Source organism: Shewanella sp. BC20 (assembly GCF_003129585.1).
Taxonomy (GTDB): domain Bacteria; phylum Pseudomonadota; class Gammaproteobacteria; order Enterobacterales; family Shewanellaceae; genus Shewanella; species Shewanella seohaensis.
The window spans coordinates 20992-41059 of sequence record NZ_NHRI01000002.1; the positions used below are offsets into that span (position 1 = coordinate 20992).

Annotated in this window: 16 protein-coding genes and 3 tRNA genes; 11 read left to right on the top strand and 8 right to left on the bottom strand. The window is 47.1% G+C overall.

All coding sequences use genetic code 11. The features are described from left to right. Window positions 1-56: 56 nt before the first annotated feature. The 3 genes from CBX96_RS02555 to CBX96_RS02565 are packed head-to-tail and all read right to left on the bottom strand — an operon-like array spanning window position 57 to window position 5129. Entirely contained in the window at window positions 57-1976 is a 1920-nt protein-coding gene (locus tag CBX96_RS02555) for an OmcA/MtrC family decaheme c-type cytochrome (protein WP_109285607.1), read from the bottom strand. Between the two features lie 35 nt (window positions 1977-2011). Beyond that, window positions 2012-4150: an MtrB/PioB family decaheme-associated outer membrane protein gene (locus CBX96_RS02560; protein WP_109285608.1), complete on the bottom strand. Its 2139-nt coding sequence runs from the start codon at window positions 4148-4150 to the stop codon at window positions 2012-2014. Between the two features lie 13 nt (window positions 4151-4163). Beyond that, entirely contained in the window at window positions 4164-5129 is a 966-nt protein-coding gene (locus tag CBX96_RS02565) for a DmsE family decaheme c-type cytochrome (protein WP_109285609.1), read from the bottom strand. A gap of 426 nt (window positions 5130-5555) precedes the next feature. Between CBX96_RS02565 and CBX96_RS02570 the strand changes: the two genes are divergently transcribed. The 3 genes from CBX96_RS02570 (at window position 5556) to glnS (ending at window position 9936) form a co-directional block, all read left to right on the top strand. Then, window positions 5556-5795, top strand: coding sequence for a FeoA family protein (locus CBX96_RS02570; protein WP_011623257.1), 240 nt, complete (start codon window positions 5556-5558; stop codon window positions 5793-5795). Beyond that, window positions 5788-8082, top strand: coding sequence for a Fe(2+) transporter permease subunit FeoB (gene feoB / locus CBX96_RS02575; protein WP_109285610.1), 2295 nt, complete (start codon window positions 5788-5790; stop codon window positions 8080-8082). The genes CBX96_RS02570 and feoB overlap by 8 nt, the downstream gene beginning before the upstream one ends. A 183-nt stretch (window positions 8083-8265) precedes the next feature. After that, window positions 8266-9936 (top strand): glutamine--tRNA ligase, encoded by a 1671-nt coding sequence (gene glnS, locus CBX96_RS02580; RefSeq protein WP_109285611.1) that lies wholly within the window; start codon window positions 8266-8268, stop codon window positions 9934-9936. A gap of 193 nt (window positions 9937-10129) precedes the next feature. Here glnS and CBX96_RS02585 read toward each other — a convergent pair whose 3' ends face one another. Continuing rightward, window positions 10130-10726, bottom strand: a complete 597-nt coding sequence (locus CBX96_RS02585; protein WP_011623254.1) for a Yip1 family protein — start codon at window positions 10724-10726, stop codon at window positions 10130-10132. A gap of 279 nt (window positions 10727-11005) precedes the next feature. On the opposite strand from CBX96_RS02585, the gene CBX96_RS02590 reads away from it, so the two are divergent. After that, window positions 11006-11776 carry a tRNA isopentenyl-2-thiomethyl-A-37 hydroxylase MiaE gene (locus CBX96_RS02590; protein WP_109285612.1) on the top strand — a complete coding sequence of 257 codons (771 nt, stop codon included), beginning with the start codon at window positions 11006-11008 and terminating at the stop codon, window positions 11774-11776. Window positions 11777-11863: 87 nt separating this feature from the next. Here the strand turns inward: CBX96_RS02590 and CBX96_RS02595 are convergent, their stop codons facing one another. Both CBX96_RS02595 and CBX96_RS02600 read right to left on the bottom strand, forming a co-directional pair. After that, window positions 11864-12583 (bottom strand): UDP-2,3-diacylglucosamine diphosphatase, encoded by a 720-nt coding sequence (locus CBX96_RS02595; RefSeq protein WP_109285613.1) that lies wholly within the window; start codon window positions 12581-12583, stop codon window positions 11864-11866. 9 nt (window positions 12584-12592) lie between these two features. Next, window positions 12593-13084 (bottom strand): peptidylprolyl isomerase, encoded by a 492-nt coding sequence (locus tag CBX96_RS02600; protein ID WP_109285614.1) that lies wholly within the window; start codon window positions 13082-13084, stop codon window positions 12593-12595. Between the two features lie 140 nt (window positions 13085-13224). Between CBX96_RS02600 and cysS the strand changes: the two genes are divergently transcribed. Then, a complete protein-coding gene (gene cysS, locus CBX96_RS02605; protein ID WP_109285615.1) occupies window positions 13225-14604 on the top strand; it encodes a cysteine--tRNA ligase in 1380 nt (459 codons plus the stop codon). A gap of 223 nt (window positions 14605-14827) precedes the next feature. Here cysS and folD read toward each other — a convergent pair whose 3' ends face one another. Continuing rightward, window positions 14828-15682 (bottom strand): bifunctional methylenetetrahydrofolate dehydrogenase/methenyltetrahydrofolate cyclohydrolase FolD, encoded by an 855-nt coding sequence (folD, locus tag CBX96_RS02610; RefSeq protein WP_109285616.1) that lies wholly within the window; start codon window positions 15680-15682, stop codon window positions 14828-14830. Window positions 15683-16035: 353 nt separating this feature from the next. Here folD and CBX96_RS02615 point away from each other — a divergent pair. Beyond that, window positions 16036-16112, top strand: a tRNA-Pro gene (locus CBX96_RS02615). 8 nt (window positions 16113-16120) lie between these two features. Here CBX96_RS02615 and CBX96_RS21630 read toward each other — a convergent pair. After that, on the bottom strand, window positions 16121-16249 hold the full coding sequence (locus CBX96_RS21630; protein WP_258293959.1) for a hypothetical protein: 129 nt from the start codon (window positions 16247-16249) through the stop codon (window positions 16121-16123). Here CBX96_RS21630 and CBX96_RS02620 point away from each other — a divergent pair. The 5 genes from CBX96_RS02620 to clpX all read left to right on the top strand — a co-directional run bounded on the left by CBX96_RS02620 (window position 16222) and on the right by clpX (window position 20028). Then, a tRNA-Arg gene (locus CBX96_RS02620) sits at window positions 16222-16298 on the top strand. The two genes, CBX96_RS21630 and CBX96_RS02620, sit on opposite strands and share 28 nt — an antisense overlap. A 9-nt stretch (window positions 16299-16307) precedes the next feature. After that, window positions 16308-16383 (top strand) — tRNA-His (locus CBX96_RS02625). Between the two features lie 262 nt (window positions 16384-16645). Further along, entirely contained in the window at window positions 16646-17950 is a 1305-nt protein-coding gene (gene tig / locus CBX96_RS02630) for a trigger factor (RefSeq protein ID WP_109285617.1), read from the top strand. Window positions 17951-18039: 89 nt separating this feature from the next. Then, a complete protein-coding gene (clpP, locus tag CBX96_RS02635) occupies window positions 18040-18648 on the top strand; it encodes an ATP-dependent Clp endopeptidase proteolytic subunit ClpP (protein WP_011717550.1) in 609 nt (202 codons plus the stop codon). A gap of 99 nt (window positions 18649-18747) precedes the next feature. Next, window positions 18748-20028, top strand: a complete 1281-nt coding sequence (gene clpX, locus CBX96_RS02640) for an ATP-dependent protease ATP-binding subunit ClpX (protein ID WP_011717549.1) — start codon at window positions 18748-18750, stop codon at window positions 20026-20028. Window positions 20029-20068: the final 40 nt, after the last annotated feature.

A 20068-nucleotide genomic window follows, 5' to 3' on the forward strand; every position in this document is an offset into this window, starting at 1 on the left:
AGTATGAGTTCCTTTTATATTTGCAGTTGCAGGCCTTTTCGGCCTGCATCATAGGGTTATTTAATAGGGTGCACTTTTAAAACGTCGGCGACAGCGCCTTGTCCGTGGCAGAAAGCACAGGTTTCTGTGCCTGCGGTGGCATCGGCTTTTGTTCCCGCAAATACTGCACCTTGCTGCATCATATGGTTGTGTGTGGCATCACTTGAGTGACAGTTACTGCACACCGCAGCTATTGGGCTGGTAAAGGTACCGTTGTTCAGCGCAAGTGGTTGAACCGCCGCGTTTAAGGGGAGGGCAACCGTTGAAACTCCTGCAGCATCTTTGATATGGCATTGAGCACAATTACCGATTTTGCCTGGGTAGTTGAGGTCTTCAAAACCGGCAAATTGGCTGGTATGGATCCCATGGATTAACTGCTTAAAGTCAAAGGAGGTAATGGAGGGATTTGCCGCTGTCGCATCGGCCTGCATATTCGGGTTGTGGCAAAGTTGGCATTGGCCCGCTAAATCGTTGCGTGCGCCATGAATATTCAGTTGTTGATCGCCGTGGCAGCTAGCACAGTTGGCATTGCTAATGACTTCGCGTCTGCCGGTGGCACTTAAGGCTGACATATCAAAGTAACTATGGCTTGCCTTGATAACCAGTACTTCGGCAAGTTCAGTGCTGCAATCTACTAGTACTTTATCTTTGGCGCAAACTCGACCTTGAATCGCTAAGCCGCCGTGGTCCGCTTCAGTTCCCGCCGGAACGGTGAGACCCGAAATGGTATAAGTGTAAGTGCCGTTGCTGCCAGAGACCGGTGTGGACTCGGGTAGACGAATTGAGCGCGCGGAGCGGGTACTGTAATCGAAACTGGTTCCCCAGTTAGCATAGACCCTTAGGTCGCTGATAAATTTGAGCTTATCTGCGCTATCACTGTACACAGTACCAGTGGATGGATTGCTTAGCATCACGGCAACTGTCACTGTGCCATTGGCATCCATGGTTGCGCTGCTGATGCTCGGACTAAACTGGGCTAACGCGGCTGTTTGGTCTTCATTACCGTGTACGCTGGCGGTCCAATCGGCATTATGGCAGGCAACGCAATTGCTGTTATCTGCTTGCGCAGGATGGCCTTGGCCCGCAGGGAAGTTAATTTGGGTATGGCAGGCACCACAGGCTTCCATGGTGGGGACTCTATGCCAGTTTTGAGCTTCGGCTAAATCAGGATTAGCAACGTGGCAAGTCTGGCAATTACTGATGGATTGAGGGAAACCCGCTAAGTGTTTGCTGTGGATCATTTGCGGGAAAATATCTGCAGGATCACTGACTTTTTTACTGTTATGACAAGTTACACAGGTTTCAACTTGATTGTAGCGTCCACCATGGAAAGCCAAATTACTGTGACAGCTATTACAGGTTTCAATAGTGATTAAGTTACGGGTGTAAGCTAGGGCATTGCCCGAGGTTTGCCAATCGTAGTGTTGATTGGTAATGGGGAGCGCCGTGCCATCGGCTAGTGCATCTCCGCCCAATTTGATGACGACTCGTTGGGTTGCATCGTTAAGGAAGCTCACACCATTCATGCCGTTAAATGTGGCACTAAAACGATAGCTGTAATGGCCGTTTTTATGGTCGACAAACGTGCCAGGGCAAGAAGCGGCGCACGTTTCAGAGGTGAAATGTTGCCACTCACTGCTATTACCCGCACCTGTCGCGCCCTGAGGCAGTAATTGCGCTGCAATGAAGGTGGCCGAGGGAATACCGACCACGGCTTCATCATCTTGGTTGCTCACCTGATAATCGACTTGGGCGATGCCGTCGGTCACGGCGACTTTATCGACCATGATGTTTAGGCTAGTGATCGTCATCGCCGGTGGTTTACCTGGCTCACCGGGTGAGCCATCGTTACCGTCACTGCCACCACAGGCGGTAAGTAGGGTGGTTAAGGCCAGCAACAGACTGAATTGTGTGCTAAATCTTGCAAACTTGTTCATATTTCTATCCTTGGAATACGCTGTCAGTGCCTAAGTTACATTTGGTAGCTTAAGGTCAAACCTAAGTAATGAGCATTGTAGTCGTGGCTGATATCGCCAAAACTGAGCACATTGGGGACTGTGTCCCAAGTGGTGTTTTGGTTTTGCCAGTTTGCATCTTGATATTTCTCGAACAACCAATCGAAGCGTAACGACATACTGTCGGCCAGCTTATATTTGGCGTAGGCGTTAATATTGTGCTTGCGACTGTAATAGTCACCGTAGGGACTGTTGATACCGTAGGTGACTTCGGTGTCGCTTTGGCCATCGGAGTAGCTGTAATCCAAGCCAAGATCTAAACGATTATCCAACAGGTTTTGATAGGCGATACCCGCGCCAATCAGGGTCGATTTCTCTTCAGATGTGCTGTACCAATCTGGGGTTGAGAAACGATTGCTTCCGGCCTGATCGGAATCGCGCCAGTCTTGGTTGAGATAGGCGTTTACACTTAAATTGTCGCTAATCAAATATTGTGTGGAGACGTCATAGCCAAGGTAAGAGACTTGGGTGAGCCCGACCAATGTGTGGTCGTAGTCATCGTCGATGCTGTGTAAACTCGCGCCTACAGATAAGCCAATATCACTTTGATAATCTGTGTGTAGGGTGATTTTTTGACGTTTCCTGTCCGCGAGATAGGATTTACGTAGCCAAGGGTTGCTTGGACTTTGGGTGCTGGTCACAGGATTGTATTCACTGCCATTGCGGTCTAATGCCTCTCCTTTTAACCAAGCAGACCAAGCGGGCGAATAACGGTAGCTGAGTTTGGCAAACAGTCCCGATTCGTCAACGGATTGCCTGTCTAGTTCAGAATAGATAACTTCATCACGACTATATCCCGCCTCAGCATAGGACGACGGGGTTAGGCGGTATTTTCCTTTAAAGTCGAATTGTTTGCTGCGTTTATCGTAGAGGCGATTTTGTTCTGCGCCTTGATGAAAGCTGTCGGTCACGACCTGTGGGAAATCCAGTTGAGCTGTCTTGTTTTCCCTATCTTGATAGTTATAACTGGCTTGAACACTCAAATCCTGTGTGATGCGTCCTGAATACTTAAGCACCATATCTAGGATGTCCACTTGAGCATCCAGATTATCAGTTGGCAGTACTGGAGAGGGGCCATTAATGGTCGCGGGAAGAAAAGCCTCATCCTGTGACATTTTACTGATACCCGCGTGCATAAGGATGTTATGGCCATTTTGGCCACCACTGGCCTCGGCTGCGATCCGATAGGCCTTGTTATCTGGGTCGACGGAATTTTGCCCAAAGTAGGCCGCACCAAATGTGGGCGTATAGGCCGATTGCCATAGCAGTGCCTGATGGTCATTCTTGTATTGGCTTATCTGGCTGTTTATGCCCGCTTGCCAGCCTGCGCCGCCAAAATAGACTCTGGCATCGATTTCATCTGTGCTGTCATCGATTGGCTGCGCCAACATCACACTGTTAGTGAGAATATTTGCGCTGGTCTTTTTCGCACCACTGCGGTTTTCATGTTGGTAGTTTACCGAGGCTTTGTAGCGGCTGCTCGATGAGATATGGCCTGCATAGTAACCGCCGAGGTTGAATCTATCCCGCGTAATGCTTAAGTCCTGTTCGATTAAACTCGATTGCAGTAGCGGCATCGATTGGGTCGTTGCTCCCTCTACCCAATTATCAGGCAAGAGCATCTTATCGTTATCGGTGAGATAAGGGCTCTTTAGCTGATTGTATTGATAATTGGCGAGACCTTTATAACCCAATTGGATTTGATAGTGTCCGGGTTGGCCTGTGGTGAGCTTGGCTGAACCCGTGTCAAATCCCAATTTATCGGCCTCTAGCCGGGTTTGGTAACCACTCTCTGCCTGATATTGCATATCGGCGCCCACGGCACCGACCATGCCATCTTTGTCCGTGCCAGTGCGATTACCAAAACGGCTGTCTTCACCGTCATTGTAGGCGAGGGTGGCGCTGACGTTGCCTTGGCGCCCTGTTTTGGGCTGGCATTGCTTGCAGCTCCATGCCTCACTTTTTACGCCACTGCGATTCGCTTTTTGGATTTCATATCCTTCTGCATGGGCTGTGTTGAGTACGCCACTAATCGCCCAAGCCAGTAATGTGAGTGAGAAACAAGCTTTAGGAGTCGATATGTTCATTATTTGCATGATCATTCCCTTGTTATCTCTGGAGCAACTTGCCGGATGGATGGTTTGAACCATGCACTTGTCCATGGCAATTCATACAGGAATTACCCGAAGTGAAGGCATTGGTTTGATTACCAAAGTAAGCATTACTGCTGTGGCCATCGGAGGCGTGGCACTGTTGACATAACTGTGGCGGTTTGCTGATAAGCATGGATTCGTTGACGCTGCCGTGTGGGTTATGGCAGTTCGCGCAATTGTCGGTGACTGGCGCATGTTCCCACAATTTAGGACCGCGTTTTTCGGCATGGCAGCTGTAACAGTTTTCGTTGATGCTCATTTGCTTCAGACTGGCATCATTTAAACTGCCATGGGGATTGTGGCAATCGCTACAGACCATTTGTTGCCATTGCAATGGATGGGATGAGCGTTTGTGCATATCCGCTTTTTGCTGGGTATGGCATTGGGTACAAATCGCCACTTCGTTGGCTTTGTCGCTGATAGGGTCTTTTGCTACGTGTACTTGGTGGCAGCTACTGCAGGGGATATCAGCATTGTCATGGTGATTGCCTTTCCACGCGATGCGTTGATCGTCGTTATGGCAACTCATGCAGACACTGTTTTGTTTTTGTGCGGGAACGGGGGAATTCTGGCCGAAGGTGATCATCGGCTCTTTGCCACCCTTGTTATGATTACCGAGTGGGCCGTGGCAAGCCTCACACTGTAGGTCGGCCATGGGGGAATCTTTGACATTAGGATTACCATGTACACCATCAAAAATGGCCATTACAGTAGCACTTTTTTTATGGCACATCAGGCAAGTGTCAGCCCCTTTGGCCGAGTACTTACCTTCGGCAAATTTTTTGTCCAAAGTCGCGACGACCTCCTCGGGTGGCTTGTCATCCCAAGGTGTCGCTAACGTTGAAAGGCTGAGTATCGATAACATCACAACAAGCATAACCTGAGTTATGCTTTTGAACTTTAACCCAATATCCATGTTCATCTATTCCCGAGTGCGTTTTATTTGTTATTTTTCAAGCTTTCGACATCACTAATTTAGCTGATTAATACTAGAACAAATTTGCGACAATCGCGTAACATTTTTGTGGTCATTGACAGTAAAGAAGGATGATTTTGTTAGTGATAAATAACAAAGTGTGATCTTGTTCTCACTTTGGTTTGTGGGGCACTCGTTTACAGCTCATTGACTTTTACTCTAACTTGCGAAGAGTGATGTGCCTTTATGGGGATTTTTATTTTTGGTCAGGCGTTTATTCATTGAGATTTTTGTCACATAATACTCAACACAATTGAAAACTATTATCGTTACCAGTCATAAAGCTTGATCTAGGTAAAGTTATTAGAGCCATCGCTCAGTTACAATGGGCGCAGTTTTTCAAGCTGAAGCTGTTACAAGGTGAAATAGGTAATGAAGTTAAGCGAACTCAGTCCCGGTGACCGTGGCATTATTTCTGAAATCGGGCGTTTAGATCTGCCGCAGACAGTGAAGCGTAAATTATTATCCATGGGCATCACCCCAAATACACGATTTTCGTTGATCCGCAGAGCGCCTATGGGCTCTGGTTTAGAGTTGGATATTCGTGGCAGTAAGCTTTGTATGCGCAGAGACCTGGCAGACATCATAGAGGTGGAAAAGGCGAATGACTAAGCAGTTTCATTGCGTCACTGTTGGTAACCCAAACGCGGGAAAATCAACACTCTTTAACGCGCTAACCGGCGCGAATCAGCAAGTGGGCAACTGGTCCGGTGTGACCGTTGAGAAAAAAACCGGTCATTTTACCCTTAATGGCGCCGACGTTTACTTAACCGACTTACCTGGCATTTACGATTTACTCCCCGCGGGTAATAGTTGTGATTGTTCCCTCGATGAGCAGATTGCTCAGCAATACCTCGCCGAACAACGTGTCGATGGCATCATCAACTTAGTCGATGCGACCAATATCGAGCGCCACCTCTATTTGACGGCACAACTACGTGAGCTGTCGATCCCTATGGTGGTGGTATTGAATAAAATCGATGCGGCCATTAAGCGTGGGATCCGTGTCGATTTAAAGAAAATGAGCCAAGAGTTAGGTTGTCCTGTCATTGGCGTGTGTTCTCGCGATCCCGCCGATGTGGCTAAAGTGCAAGCGCAGGTTTTGGACTTACTCCAAGGCCGCGTATCCGAAGCGCCTCTGCTACTCGATTACGACGAGCAAATTGAAGCTGGCGTGCAACTCCTTTGCAGTAAAGACCCCAACTTAAGCCGTGGCCGCGCTTTAGCGATGCTGGGTAACGGTTCTGGTTGTGGCAGCTGCAAAAATGCCGAGCTACAGGATGAAGTCAGCACTTGCACCGAGCTAATTGCACAGCAAGGGCATGACATCGAAGTGATGGTCGCTACGACGCGTTTTAACTTTGTTGAACGTGTGTTCCAAGGTTCCGTTAAGACAGATGGTTTCCTTACGCTGAGCGATAAACTCGATAAATTAGTATTGCATCCCGTGCTTGGCATTCCGGTGTTCTTATTTGTCATGTATCTGATGTTTATGTTCAGCATTAACATCGGTAGTGCGTTTATCGATTTCTTCGATGTGTTTGTCGGGGCATTACTGGTCGATCATTTTGGTGCATTCCTTGGCAATATGGGCGCGCCAGCATGGTTGGTGACGATTCTCGCGGGTGGTGTCGGTCAAGGTATTCAAACCGTTTCTACTTTTATTCCGGTTATCGCAGCGCTATTTCTTGGTTTATCTATCCTTGAAAGCTCAGGCTATATGGCCCGTGCGGCCTTCGTGGTGGATGGCTTAATGCGCCGTATTGGTCTACCGGGTAAAGCCTTCGTACCTATGATTGTTGGCTTTGGTTGTTCGGTGCCAGCGATTATGGCAACACGTACTTTAGGCAGTGAGCGTGAGCGTATCGTGACAGGTATGATGGCGCCTTTTATGTCCTGCGGTGCACGTTTACCTGTGTATGCGTTATTTGCGGCGGCGTTCTTCCCTGACTCTGGTCAAAACCTGGTGTTTTTACTGTACGTGATTGGGATTTTTGCGGCGATTGGTACAGGGTTATTACTGCGTAGTACCTTATTACCAGGCACAAGCAGTGCAGTGGTGATGGAGCTGCCAAGCTATGAAATGCCAAAATTGAAGGCTGTGATGGTCCGCACTGGTAAGCGAACTAAGAGCTTTATCTTAGGTGCGGGTAAAACCATCGTGCTTGTGGTAACCCTCCTTAACTTTATCAATGCGATAGGGATCGACGGTACTTTTGGCCATGAAGATAGCCAAGCGTCACTCTTAAGTGTGGCGAGTCAAAAGGTGACACCTATCTTTGCTCCTATGGGGATTGAGCAAGATAACTGGCCTGCGACTGTGGGTATTATCACGGGTATTTTCGCTAAAGAAGCCGTGGTTGGAACTCTCAATAGCTTATATACCAATGCGGCTCCTGAGGATGGTGAATTAACCCCCTTAGCCGATAGTTTCAATGAAGCACTAGCGACTATCCCTGCAAACTTGTTCGGTTTAGATTTGGAAGATCCGCTTAAGTTATCTGTGGGTGATGTGTCCAGCACCGACGTTGCCGCAGAGGCGCAAGGTGTAGCAACGTCAACCTTTAGTGCGTTACAGTCAGGCTTTACCACTAAGGTGGCTGCGTTCTCTTATCTGCTGTTTATCTTACTCTATACGCCATGTGTTGCTGCTATGGGGGCCTTGGTACATGAGTTTGGTACTCGCTGGGCAACCTTTGCTGCCACTTGGACATTCTCACTGGCCTACGGCAGTGCAACCATTGCTTACCAAGCGGCGACCTTTAGCGCGCATCCGGTGCAATCGAGTCTGTGGATTGGTTTCTTCCTCGTTGCTCTTGTGGTGTTCTATCTGTGGCTTAAACGTAAAGGGCGCAGAACCCAACAAATCATTCCTGGCGTTAGGATCATTACCGAGTAACCGCTGAGTAATAAATGTCAGCTTAGTAATGACAAAGATAAAAGCAGCTTTCATGGCTGCTTTTATTGTTTTACTATCCATGCCATAAACCATAGTTTTTTATACTGGGCATTGTAACTGGCCGAGATCTGTAGGATCATTCGGGTTTTGTTAAAATTGCCATTGTTCGCAAAGAGGAATTCCATGAGTCATGTGGACACTGAAGTACGTCCGAGTAACTTTATCCGTAATATCATTGATGAGGATCTGAAAAGCGGTAAGCACACCAGTGTGCAGACGCGTTTTCCTCCCGAGCCAAATGGTTATTTGCATATAGGTCATGCTAAGTCTATCTGTTTGAACTTCGGCATCGCGCGCGATTACCAAGGCCTTTGTAATTTACGTTTTGATGATACCAATCCTGAAAAAGAAGACATCGATTATGTGAATTCTATTCAGGCGGATGTGCGTTGGTTGGGATTCCAGTGGGATGGTGAAGTCCGTTATTCCTCTAACTATTTCGACCAATTACACCAATACGCTGTTGAGTTGATCAACAAAGGCTTAGCCTATGTGTGTTTCCTCAATGCCGATGAAACCCGTGAATACCGTGGCACCTTAAAAGAGCCGGGTAAAAACAGCCCGTACCGTGACACTTCCGTTGAAGAAAATCTGCAATTATTTGAAAAAATGCGTAAGGGTGAATTCAAAGAAGGTGAGTGTGCATTGCGTGCCAAAATCGACATGGCATCACCTTTCATGTGTATGCGTGATCCGGTGATTTACCGTATTCGTTTCGCTTACCATCATCAAACGGGTGACAAGTGGTGCATTTATCCAATGTACGACTTTACTCACTGTATTTCCGATGCGCTGGAGCACATTACTCATTCGTTATGTACGCTTGAGTTCCAAGACAACCGTCGTCTTTACGATTGGGTTCTCGACAATTTAGATGATTTCCAAGCGCCGAACCGTACTCGTCAGTACGAGTTTTCTCGCTTAAATCTTGAATATACGCTGATGTCTAAGCGTAAATTAAATGACTTAGTGACACGTAAGTTAGTTTCTGGATGGGATGACCCACGTATGCCAACGATTGCTGGCCTGCGTCGTCGTGGTTATACCCCAGCATCTATCCGCGAGTTTTGCCAACGTATTGGTATCACTAAGCAAGAAAACATGATTGAAGCCGCGATGCTCGATGCCTGCATCCGTGAAGAACTCAACGAACATGCACCACGTGCGATGGCCGTACTGCGCCCATTAAAAGTCGTGATTGAGAACTACCCAGAAGGTCAACTCGAGACGATTCAAGCGGCTTCTCACCCAAGTGATGAAAGCATGGGCACACGTGAACTTGCCTTTGGCCGTGAATTGTATATCGATGTGGCGGACTTCAGAGAAGAAGCCAATAAGCAATACAAACGTCTGGTGATGGGTAAAGAAGTGCGTCTGCGTAACGCTTATGTGATTAAGGCTGAGCGTTGTGACAAAGACAGCGACGGCAATATCACCACGGTTTACTGTAGCTACGATGCAGATACCTTGGGTAAAAACCCTGCCGATGGTCGCAAGGTAAAAGGCGTAATCCATTGGGTTGAAGCGACTACGGCTAAACCTGCTGAATTCCGTTTATACCAACGTTTGTTCACGGATCCAAATCCTGCAGCAGCAGAGACAGTGGATGAAGTGCTTAACCCTAACTCACTTGAAGTGGTGAATGGTTTAGTTGAAGCTAGCCTTGCTAACGCGCCAGCGGAAAAAGCATATCAGTTTGAGCGTGAAGGTTATTTCTGTGCTGACAATAAAGACTCATCAGCCGAACATTTAGTCTTTAACCTAACGGTTGCACTGCGTGACTCGTTTGAATAGCAAGTTGTTGGCCGCGATAATCTCTGTCGCGATTAACAGTCAACTGCAGTAAAGCATAAAAAGGCCCTTAGTGTTTTCAAGCTAAGGGCCTTTTCTGTTTTACAACTTTTCGTTTTTAACACGTCTATTTGCCACGATCACTTTGTCACTATCTGTATTTCAAGTCGTTTGCGCCTGAGTGCGGATTAATACCTTATTGGTACATAGGGCCAAAGCCAATACTCCAGAGAATAACGCTGGTGGCCATTAAACCGACCAAGAGCACTAAACCGGCTGTGACCATAGAGCTGGCGTAAATAAAGCCTTTCTCTTCAGGGATATTCATAATGATGGGCACACCTGCGTATAGCAAATAGACCGAGTAGGCTAAGCCAACGAGTCCGACAATCATAATGAACCAGAGCACAGGGTAGAGCGCCGCCAGACCAACCATAAACAGAGGCGTTGCGGTGTAGGATGCGAGCTCTAAGGCTTGCGTGAAGGTGGGTTGGGCATCGAAGGTTTTTGCCATCCAATAGGCTAAATAGGCGAGGGCAAACACACCTGCAATCAGACCGAAGTACATACCAACGGACATAAACATGGCGCTTTGTGGTGTGAGATAAATCGGATCACCCGCACCCGGATTCCAACCAATATATGCGGTGGCGATAAAGCTACAGACAGCCGGAATGAGTGCGATGAGAATAACGTGACTTAAACTACTTTTGAGTGCCTCGTGATTCTTCTCAATCGCGTGCCACTCTTGTTTTGGATGAGTGTATAACCCCATTAAGTGATTCAGTATCATTATAATTATCCTTGTTTAGCATTGATGATGGCTCGCCAAACGTCAGACGAGCTGACAACAGCTCTACAATCAGGGTTAAACGCTCTCCTATCCCTTAACGCCCGACTGCATACACTCCGAATTGAGACGCGGTGTGATCAGGATCTCAGTTCTTAAGGTGTAGATTATTTATTGAACAAAAAGTTCATCTCGTCAAGTTTACTGCGGTGTAAAGCTATAGCTTGTCGATAATTATGCGTAAAATATGACGATATTTTTTTAATGATTTTGAGTGATCCCATGCAGCAATTATTGGCACCTGTTCATGCGTTTCTTCGTTGTGAGACGCCGCAAACTTGGATTGATATGGCAAGAGCCTCTGCCTCGTTAGATGAACTCTTAATCGACCATTGTAATTGTGAGCTAAAAGCGGCGCAGACTGCGATGTTCTTATTGAGGCGATACGCCTTGGATAAAGACAGTGGGCAATCGCTATTGGCGTGGGCAAAACCCTATGAGGAATTTGTTTATCACAAGGACCGCGATATCGAGCAGTTTTTGGCTCGCGACGTTAAAAAGAACGAGCTGGTTGCTAATCTACAGCCGAATCAGCATTTTGCCTTTGCTCAGGATCTTATTCCGCCACTAATTCGTTTGATAAAAGAAGAATTCCATCATTTTGAGCAAGTGCTGGAGCTGATGCATGCACGGCACATTCCGTATCGCAATATTCGTGCGGGGCGTTACGCAAAGGGCATGATGAGCCACGTGACCACCCATGAGAAGGATATTCTGCGAGATAAGTTGATAGTGGGAGCCTACATTGAGGCGCGCTCCTGTGAACGCTTTGCCAAGTTAGCGCCTTACTTGGATACAGAGTTAAGTAAGTTTTATGTGTCTTTGCTGCGCTCTGAGGCACGTCATTTTGAGGATTATCTTAAGCTGGCGCAGCTCGTTTCAACGGAAGATATAACTGATAGAGTCGCTTATTTTGGCGAGAGGGAGGCCGAATTAATTATGGCGCCCGATGACGAGTTTCATTTCCACAGTGGTCAACCCTTAGTTGCCTAGTGGCAATACAAATAGCGGCCTCAACCATATTCAGATATGAGGCCTAAGCGGTTCGTGATGTGTTAATGGTGAAGTTGCTATCGTTTCTTAGCAGGCGTCGAAGGGCAGGCTTTTTAAATCTACGCCGTCGGTGCTGACCACCAACACACTGCCTTGCTCGTACCAATCACCGACCACAATACGTTTGCAGCCATTAGTGAAGTTGTGGATGGCGGGTCTGTGGGTATGACCGTGGATCATCTGTTTGCAGTGGGTCTGGGTAAATAACGCATCTACCGCACACGGCTCCACATCCATGATGACATAGCTTTTTTGTTGATTGCTGCTCTGACTATTGCTGCGGATCTTATTGGCAATCGCTTGACGTTTTTTCTTCGGCAAACAGCTATAAAGCCAACGGGCGAAGGCAAAACTGCGTAATTTGCGAAAGCGTTGGTAGGCTTTATCTAAGGTGCACAAGCTATCGCCATGTAAGATAACCGTATTCACACCATAGAGATCTAAACAAGTGACTTCGGGCAACATTTGCATGCCTGCAGCATCAGCAAATTGTTTGCCTAACATAAAGTCACGATTACCGTGAATAAAATAGATGGGCAATCTTTGAGAGACTTGCTTGAGCTTGCGCGCTAATTCGAGGGCAAAGGGTGCGGCTAAATCGTCGCCGACCCATACCTCAAATAAATCCCCCAGAATGTAGAGGGCATCGGCATCGCCAAGTTCTGTATCGAGGAAACGATTAAAGGCCTGAGTGATATCGAGGCGATCGGCACTTAAGTGCAGATCGCCAATAAATAAGGTCCGCATCCTAGGGAATTAGGTCGCACTGACTTTTTCAATCACAACCGCTTCTAATGGCACATCTTGGTGCATGCCACGGTTACCAGTGCTGACAGCTTTGATTTTTTCAACGATGTCCATGCCTTCAACCACTTCACCAAATACGCAATAACCCCAACCTTGCATGCTTTCAGATTTGAAATCGAGGAAGGTGTTATCGTTGACGTTGATGAAAAACTGAGCCGTCGCTGAGTGTGGATCTGAAGTACGCGCCATCGCGATAGTACCAGTACGGTTTGATAAACCGTTGTTGGCTTCGTTTTTCACTGGCTCATGGCAACGTTTTTGGCTCATTTCAGCGGTAAAGCCACCGCCTTGGATCATAAAGCCGTCAATTACACGGTGGAATATGGTGCCGTCGAAGAAACCTTCGTCAACATATTTCATAAAGTTTGCCACGGTCAGTGGTGCTTTTTCGGCGTTCAGTTGCAGTTTAATGTCGCCAAAATTAGTGTGTAATGTGATCATGTTTTCATACTCTCAGTAAATAGTGGCGCGATTCTAACTTATCTCGGATTGCACGCAAAGTGCAGTATTCAAAACCCTTGTCAGCGTGGTAGACTGACCCCTTGATTTTACACTCGAATCTATCATTGAAGAGAATGCCGATGTTGAAGATTTACAACAGTATTACCCGTCAAAAACAGGAATTTAAGCCAATTACTCCCGGGAAAGTTGGGATGTATGTATGCGGGGTGACCGTATACGATCTGTGTCATATTGGCCATGGGCGTACTTTTGTTTCCTTCGATATGATCGTTCGCTACCTACGTTACGCGGGTTATGAGGTGAATTTTCAACGTAACATCACCGACATTGATGACAAAATCATCAAACGCGCCAACGAAAATCAAGAAGATTGCAATACATTAACCGATCGCTTGATTGGGGAAATGCACAAAGATTTCGATGCGCTGAATATGATCCGTCCCGATTTCGAGCCACGTGCCACTCTGCACATTGCCGAAATCATCGATATGGTTGAGCGTTTACTGGCTCGCGGGCATGCCTATGTGGCAGCCGATGGCGATGTGCTGTTCAGTGTGGCTTCTTTCCCTGAGTACGGCCGCCTATCAGGTCAGAACCTGGAGCAATTACAGGCGGGTGCACGGGTTGAGGTTGACGATAACAAGCAAAATCCAATGGATTTCGTGCTGTGGAAAATGTCTAAACCGGGCGAGCCAACATGGGAATCGCCATGGGGGCCGGGTCGTCCTGGCTGGCATATCGAATGTTCGGCAATGAACAGCAAGCACTTAGGTCTGCATTTTGATATTCACGGTGGCGGTTCAGATTTACAATTCCCGCACCATGAGAACGAAATTGCTCAGTCTTGCTGCGCCCATGATACGCCATACGTGAATTACTGGATGCACACTGGCATGGTGATGGTTGACCGCGAGAAGATGTCAAAGTCTTTAGGTAACTTCTTCACCATCCGTGATGTATTAGGCCATTACGACGCTGAAACCGTGCGTTACTTCCTGCTATCGGGTCATTATCGTAGCCAAATCAACTACTCTGAAGAAAACCTCAAGCAGGCTCGTGCCGCCTTAGAGCGTTTATACACTGCGATTAAAGATGTTGACCTGACTGTAGCGCCAGCACCTGCCGAAGAGTTTGTCGCTAAGTTTAAAGCGGCCATGGACGATGACTTTAATACGCCAGAAGCCTACTCAGTGCTGTTTGATATGGTACGCGAGATCAACCGTTTGAAAACCACCGATATGGCGCAGGCGTCAGCTATGGCCGTTGCCATGAAGCAACTGGCCGATGTATTGGGATTATTGCACCAAGCGCCCGATGCCTTCTTTAAGGGTGAGGGGAGCGATGATGAAGTGGCAGAGATTGAAGCGCTTATCGTTGAGCGTAATCGTGCCCGCGCCGAGAAAGATTGGCCTGCTGCTGATGTTGCGCGTAATCGGTTAAATGAGCTTGGCGTGGTTTTAGAAGATGGTCCAAGCGGTACTACTTGGCGTAAGAAATAGGTTGGCGTAAGAAATAATCCGACCGCTTAAGTTAGATTTGCATCGATAATAAAAAAACCTGCCGATGGCAGGTTTTTTTATGGTCTCACGCGTTTGATTAAGCTCATGTTATTGCGTTACCGGCTACTGAGCTTAGATGGCTAAATCGCAGGTTTAAATGCTGCGATTTGCGCCATAACTTACGCCATAACTTAAGCCATTATCTACGCGATGGCGAAGCACATTAGTCGTGATATTGCTCTGCCGCATACAAGGTATTTTCAAGTAAGCTAGCAATCGTCATAGGGCCGACACCACCGGGTACTGGGGTGATAAAGCTGGCGTTTTGCGCAGCAACATCATATTGCACATCGCCCACTAAGGTGCCGTTTTCTAAGCGGTTAATACCCACATCGATAACAATCGCGCCAGGTTTAATCCATTCGCCTAGGATAAAGCCAGGTTTACCCACGGCTACCACGACTAAATCTGCCTGACGGATTTTTTGTTCGAGATTTTTTGTAAAACGATGGCATGTGGTTGTGGTGCAACCCGCAAGCAATAGCTCCAGTGTCATTGGTCGACCGACAATGTTCGATGCGCCAACAACAACGGCATCTAATCCATAGGTATCGACACCCGTTGATTTGATTAAGGTCATGATCCCCATGGGGGTGCATGAACGTAATACGGGAATGCGCTGGGCTAAACGGCCAACGTTATAGGGGTGGAAACCGTCGACATCTTTATCGGGGCGAATACGCTCGATCACTTTAGAGTCTTCGATATGCGCAGGCAGTGGAAGCTGAACTAAAATGCCGTCGATCGTCGGATCATCATTGAGTTCGTCGATAAGGGCTAATAAGGCTTCTTCGGTATAACTGGTATCGAGATCGTAGGAGCGAGAAATAAATCCCACTTCTTCACAGGCCTTACGTTTACTACCAACATAAACCTGAGAAGCAGGGTCGGCTCCCACGAGAATAACGGCTAAACCTGGTACGCGTTGTCCTGCCTCTTTACGGGCGGTTACTTTTTCGCGAAGTTGTGTACGGATGGATTGAGCAATCGCCTTGCCGTCGATTATTTGGGCTGTCATGGGTGTAGGATATCCTTTATATGGGCGATGGTGAAAACTGTCGTTAACACAGAGAGTGGCAATCGCGGCTATTTTAACAGGGCGTTGCGGGTGTGTCATGGTCAAAGCCGCGGCGAAATGGATAAAAACAGGCGTATTCGCCTGATAATTCAGCATCTAGTTTGAATGCTTAAAAAAATCGTTGACGGGTGCAAAGTGAGGGGCTAAGATGCGCTCCGTTCTCAAGCAGATGTGCTCATTTGCTCTGAAAACAAAGATTCTTGGTAATTAATGTAGTCCAATAGCGCATCATGATTTTGATGGGAGTGGACCAGAGGGAACCTCTGAATGAATACCAGAATATGTAAGACCTTCGGTGATTAGCGCAGTCCGGTAGCGCATCTGGTTTGGGACCAGAGGGTCAGAGGTTCGAATCCTCTATCACCGACCACTTTAATATTATTGGCTCATGATTATTCGGTTAATTTGAGCGGGTAATAGCGGATAACCTAAGTCAGTTATCCCACGTAGGTTAGGATACAGCAGAGTCTGTAAACCATGCGCCCGTAGCTCAGTTGGATAGAGCATCCGCCTTCTAAGCGGATGGTCGCAGGTTCGAATCCTGCCGGGCGTGCCAGTTTCAGTGGTGATTGTAGCTCAGTTGGTAGAGTCCCGGATTGTGATTCCGGTTGTCGTGGGTTCGAGCCCCATCAGTCACCCCATTTTTAAGTACTTTGAGTACAAAATAAAAAAAGCGACCACTGGTCGCTTTTTTTATACCCTAGATTCGGCCGTAGAGGCTCGACTCAGCACAAAACGGTGGCTATAATGTCGCGTCTTGATAGATATCAACTAACAGCGACCTGTGCCGAAAGCCAGTAGTGGTGGGCATTGTAGTCAAATTTAATGATCAAGAAACGAATACCTGAATAGTTGAAGATTCGACTATTACAAAGGACGTTAGACAAATTTCGAGGTAAAACAATGCAAGTTTCTGTTGAAGCAACCCAAGGCCTAGAGCGTCGCCTGACCATTTCTGTTCCTGCTGAGCAAATTGAAAAACTGGTTAAAGACAGTTTACAACGTGAAGCTAAGCGTGCTCGTATCCCAGGTTTCCGTCCTGGCAAAGTGCCTGTTACTGTAATCAACAAACGTTATGGCGCCGCAATTCGTCAAGACATCACTGGTGAAGTGATGCAACGTAACTTTATCGAAGCGATCATCGCTGAGAAATTAAATCCAGCTGGCGCACCAACTTTCGTACCGGGTGCGACTGACGGTGAAAAATTCGAATTCGTAGCGACTTTTGAAATCTACCCAGAAGTTGAGCTGAAAGGTTTAGATGCAATCGAAGTAGAAAAACCAAAAGCGTCTGTAACCGATGCTGACGTAGACAGCATGATCGAAACCTTACGTAAGCAACACGCGACTTTCGCCGCTGTTGAGCGTGAAGCGGCTGACGGCGACAAAGTGAAAATGAACTTTGTTGGTTCAGTTGACGGTGTTGAATTCGAAGGCGGTAAAGCTGACGATTTCGAACTGCAATTAGGCAGCGGCCGTATGATCCCAGGTTTCGAAGCGGGTATCTTAGGTCACAAAGCTGGTGAAGAATTCGTTATCGACGTGACTTTCCCTGAAGAATATCACGCTGAAAACTTAAAAGGTAAAGCGGCTAAGTTTGCTATCACTTTAACTGAAGTGTTAGCGGCTAACTTACCAGAAGTAAACGATGAGTTTGCTGCATTATTCGGTATCAGCGAAGGTGGCTTAGAAGCGCTGAAAACTGAAATCCGTAAAAACATGAACCGTGAACTTGAGCAAGCGTTAAAAGCAAACGTGAAAGAGCAAGTGATCACTGGTTTATTAGCCAACAACGACATCGAACTGCCAAAAGCACTGATCGATGGCGAAGTTAACGTACTGCGTCAACAAGCGATGCAACGTTTCGGCGGTCAAACGGCTAACATGCCAGAACTGCCAGCTGAATTATTCACTGAGCAAGCGGCTCGTCGCGTGAAAATCGGTCTGTTATTAGGCGAAGTTATCAAGACTAACGAGCTGAAAGCAGAAGATGAGCGTGTACAAGCGTTAATCGCTTCTATGGCTTCTGCTTACGAAGATCCAAGTGAAGTTGTTGCGTACTACAACAGCAACAAAGAGCTGATGCAAAACATGCGCAACGTTGCGCTTGAAGAGCAAGCTGTTGAAGCACTGCTGAAATCTGCCAAAGTGACCGAAAAAGAAGTCGCTTTTGAAGAATTTATGAACAAGGCTACAGGTCGCGCATAAGCTAAGCTTGACTTGATTGGCAGTTCGCCATTTATAATGGCTCGTATGAGGCTCCTCATGCGAGCCATTTTTATTTAGGGAAACGAATAATGCATAATGCGTCAGACATACAAAGTGCTTTAGTGCCTATGGTGATCGAACAGACGGCTAAGGGTGAACGCTCATTCGATATTTATTCTCGTCTGTTAAAAGAGCGGATTATCTTTTTAGTGGGTCAAGTTGAAGAGCATATGGCGAATCTGATTGTGGCGCAGTTGCTATTCCTCGAGTCAGAAAGCCCTGATAAAGATATCTTCTTATATATCAATTCACCTGGTGGCTCAGTCACTGCGGGTATGGCGATTTACGATACCATGCAGTTTATTAAGCCGAACGTCAGCACTGTGTGTATTGGTCAAGCGGCCAGCATGGGCGCGTTTTTATTAGCCGGTGGCGAAAAGGGCAAGCGTTTCTGCTTACCTAACTCACGCGTGATGATCCACCAACCACTGGGTGGATTCCAAGGTCAGGCTTCTGATATCGCTATTCATGCCCAAGAGATCTTAGGCATCAAGCATAAACTGAACCTGATGTTGTCAGAGCACACTGGCCAGCCACTCGAAGTGATTGAACGTGATACTGATCGCGACAACTTCATGAGTGCGACTCAAGCTGTTGAATATGGTTTAGTTGACGCAGTGATGACTAAACGCGGCTGATTTTTACTTTTGACTGGGCTATGCTCTATTAAGCAAAGCCCAGTAAAGGGTTAGCAAGTTTAAGACAAGCAGTAGAGCAGACTGCAAATGAGGTAATTAATGGGCGACAACAAAAATAATGGTGACAGCGGTAAATTGCTGTACTGCTCTTTTTGCGGTAAGAGCCAGCATGAAGTCAGAAAACTGATTGCAGGCCCATCAGTATACGTATGCGACGAATGTGTTGAATTATGCAACGATATCATTCGTGAAGAGATTAAAGAAATCTCCCCTAAGCGTGATAATGATAAATTGCCAACGCCACATGAGTTGCGTGCGCATTTAGACGATTATGTGATTGGTCAGGACAGAGCCAAGAAAGTGCTGTCTGTCGCTGTATACAATCACTATAAGCGCCTGAGAAATTCTTCTCCTAAAGATGGCGTGGAATTAGGCAAGAGTAACATTCTGCTGATTGGTCCAACGGGCAGTGGTAAGACGCTGCTGGCTGAAACGCTGGCGCGCTCATTGAATGTCCCATTTACTATGGCTGACGCCACCACCTTAACCGAAGCGGGTTATGTGGGTGAAGACGTTGAAAACATCATTCAAAAGCTGCTGCAAAAGTGCGATTACGATGTTGAAAAGGCACAGCGCGGTATCGTCTATATCGATGAAATCGACAAGATCAGCCGTAAATCGGATAACCCATCGATTACCCGTGACGTATCGGGTGAAGGCGTGCAGCAAGCGCTGCTGAAACTTATCGAAGGTACGGTTGCCGCGGTTCCGCCTCAAGGTGGTCGCAAGCATCCACAGCAAGAGTTCTTACAGGTGGATACCTCTAAGATCCTGTTTATCTGTGGTGGTGCATTTGCTGGCCTTGAAAAAGTGATTGAACAGCGTGCTCATGTAGGTTCCGGTATTGGTTTCGGTGCGCAAGTGAAGGGCGAAAAAGATAAGGCAACGATTTCACAAACCTTATCTCAGGTGGAGCCGGAAGATTTAGTCAAATATGGCTTGATCCCTGAGTTTATTGGCCGTCTGCCCGTTGTCGCGACGCTTACCGAGCTGGACGAAGAAGCCCTAGTGCAAATCCTATCTGAGCCTAAAAACGCGTTGACAAAACAATACAACGCGCTGTTTGAGATGGAAGGGGTTGAGCTAGAGTTCCGTGAAGATGCGCTCAAAGCGATTGCACATAAAGCCATGTCACGCAAAACCGGTGCCCGTGGTCTACGTTCAATTGTTGAAGGTATTTTACTCGATACTATGTACGATATTCCTTCAATTGAGGGCGTAGTGAAGGCGGTTGTCGATGAATCTGTGGTGAATGGTGAGTCTGCACCTATCCTGATTTACGAGCGCAACGAAGCGCAAGCCGCCTCTGGTGAGCAATAATTGTACTGATTGCTAATGATCTGAAAATCAAGGAGTCCAT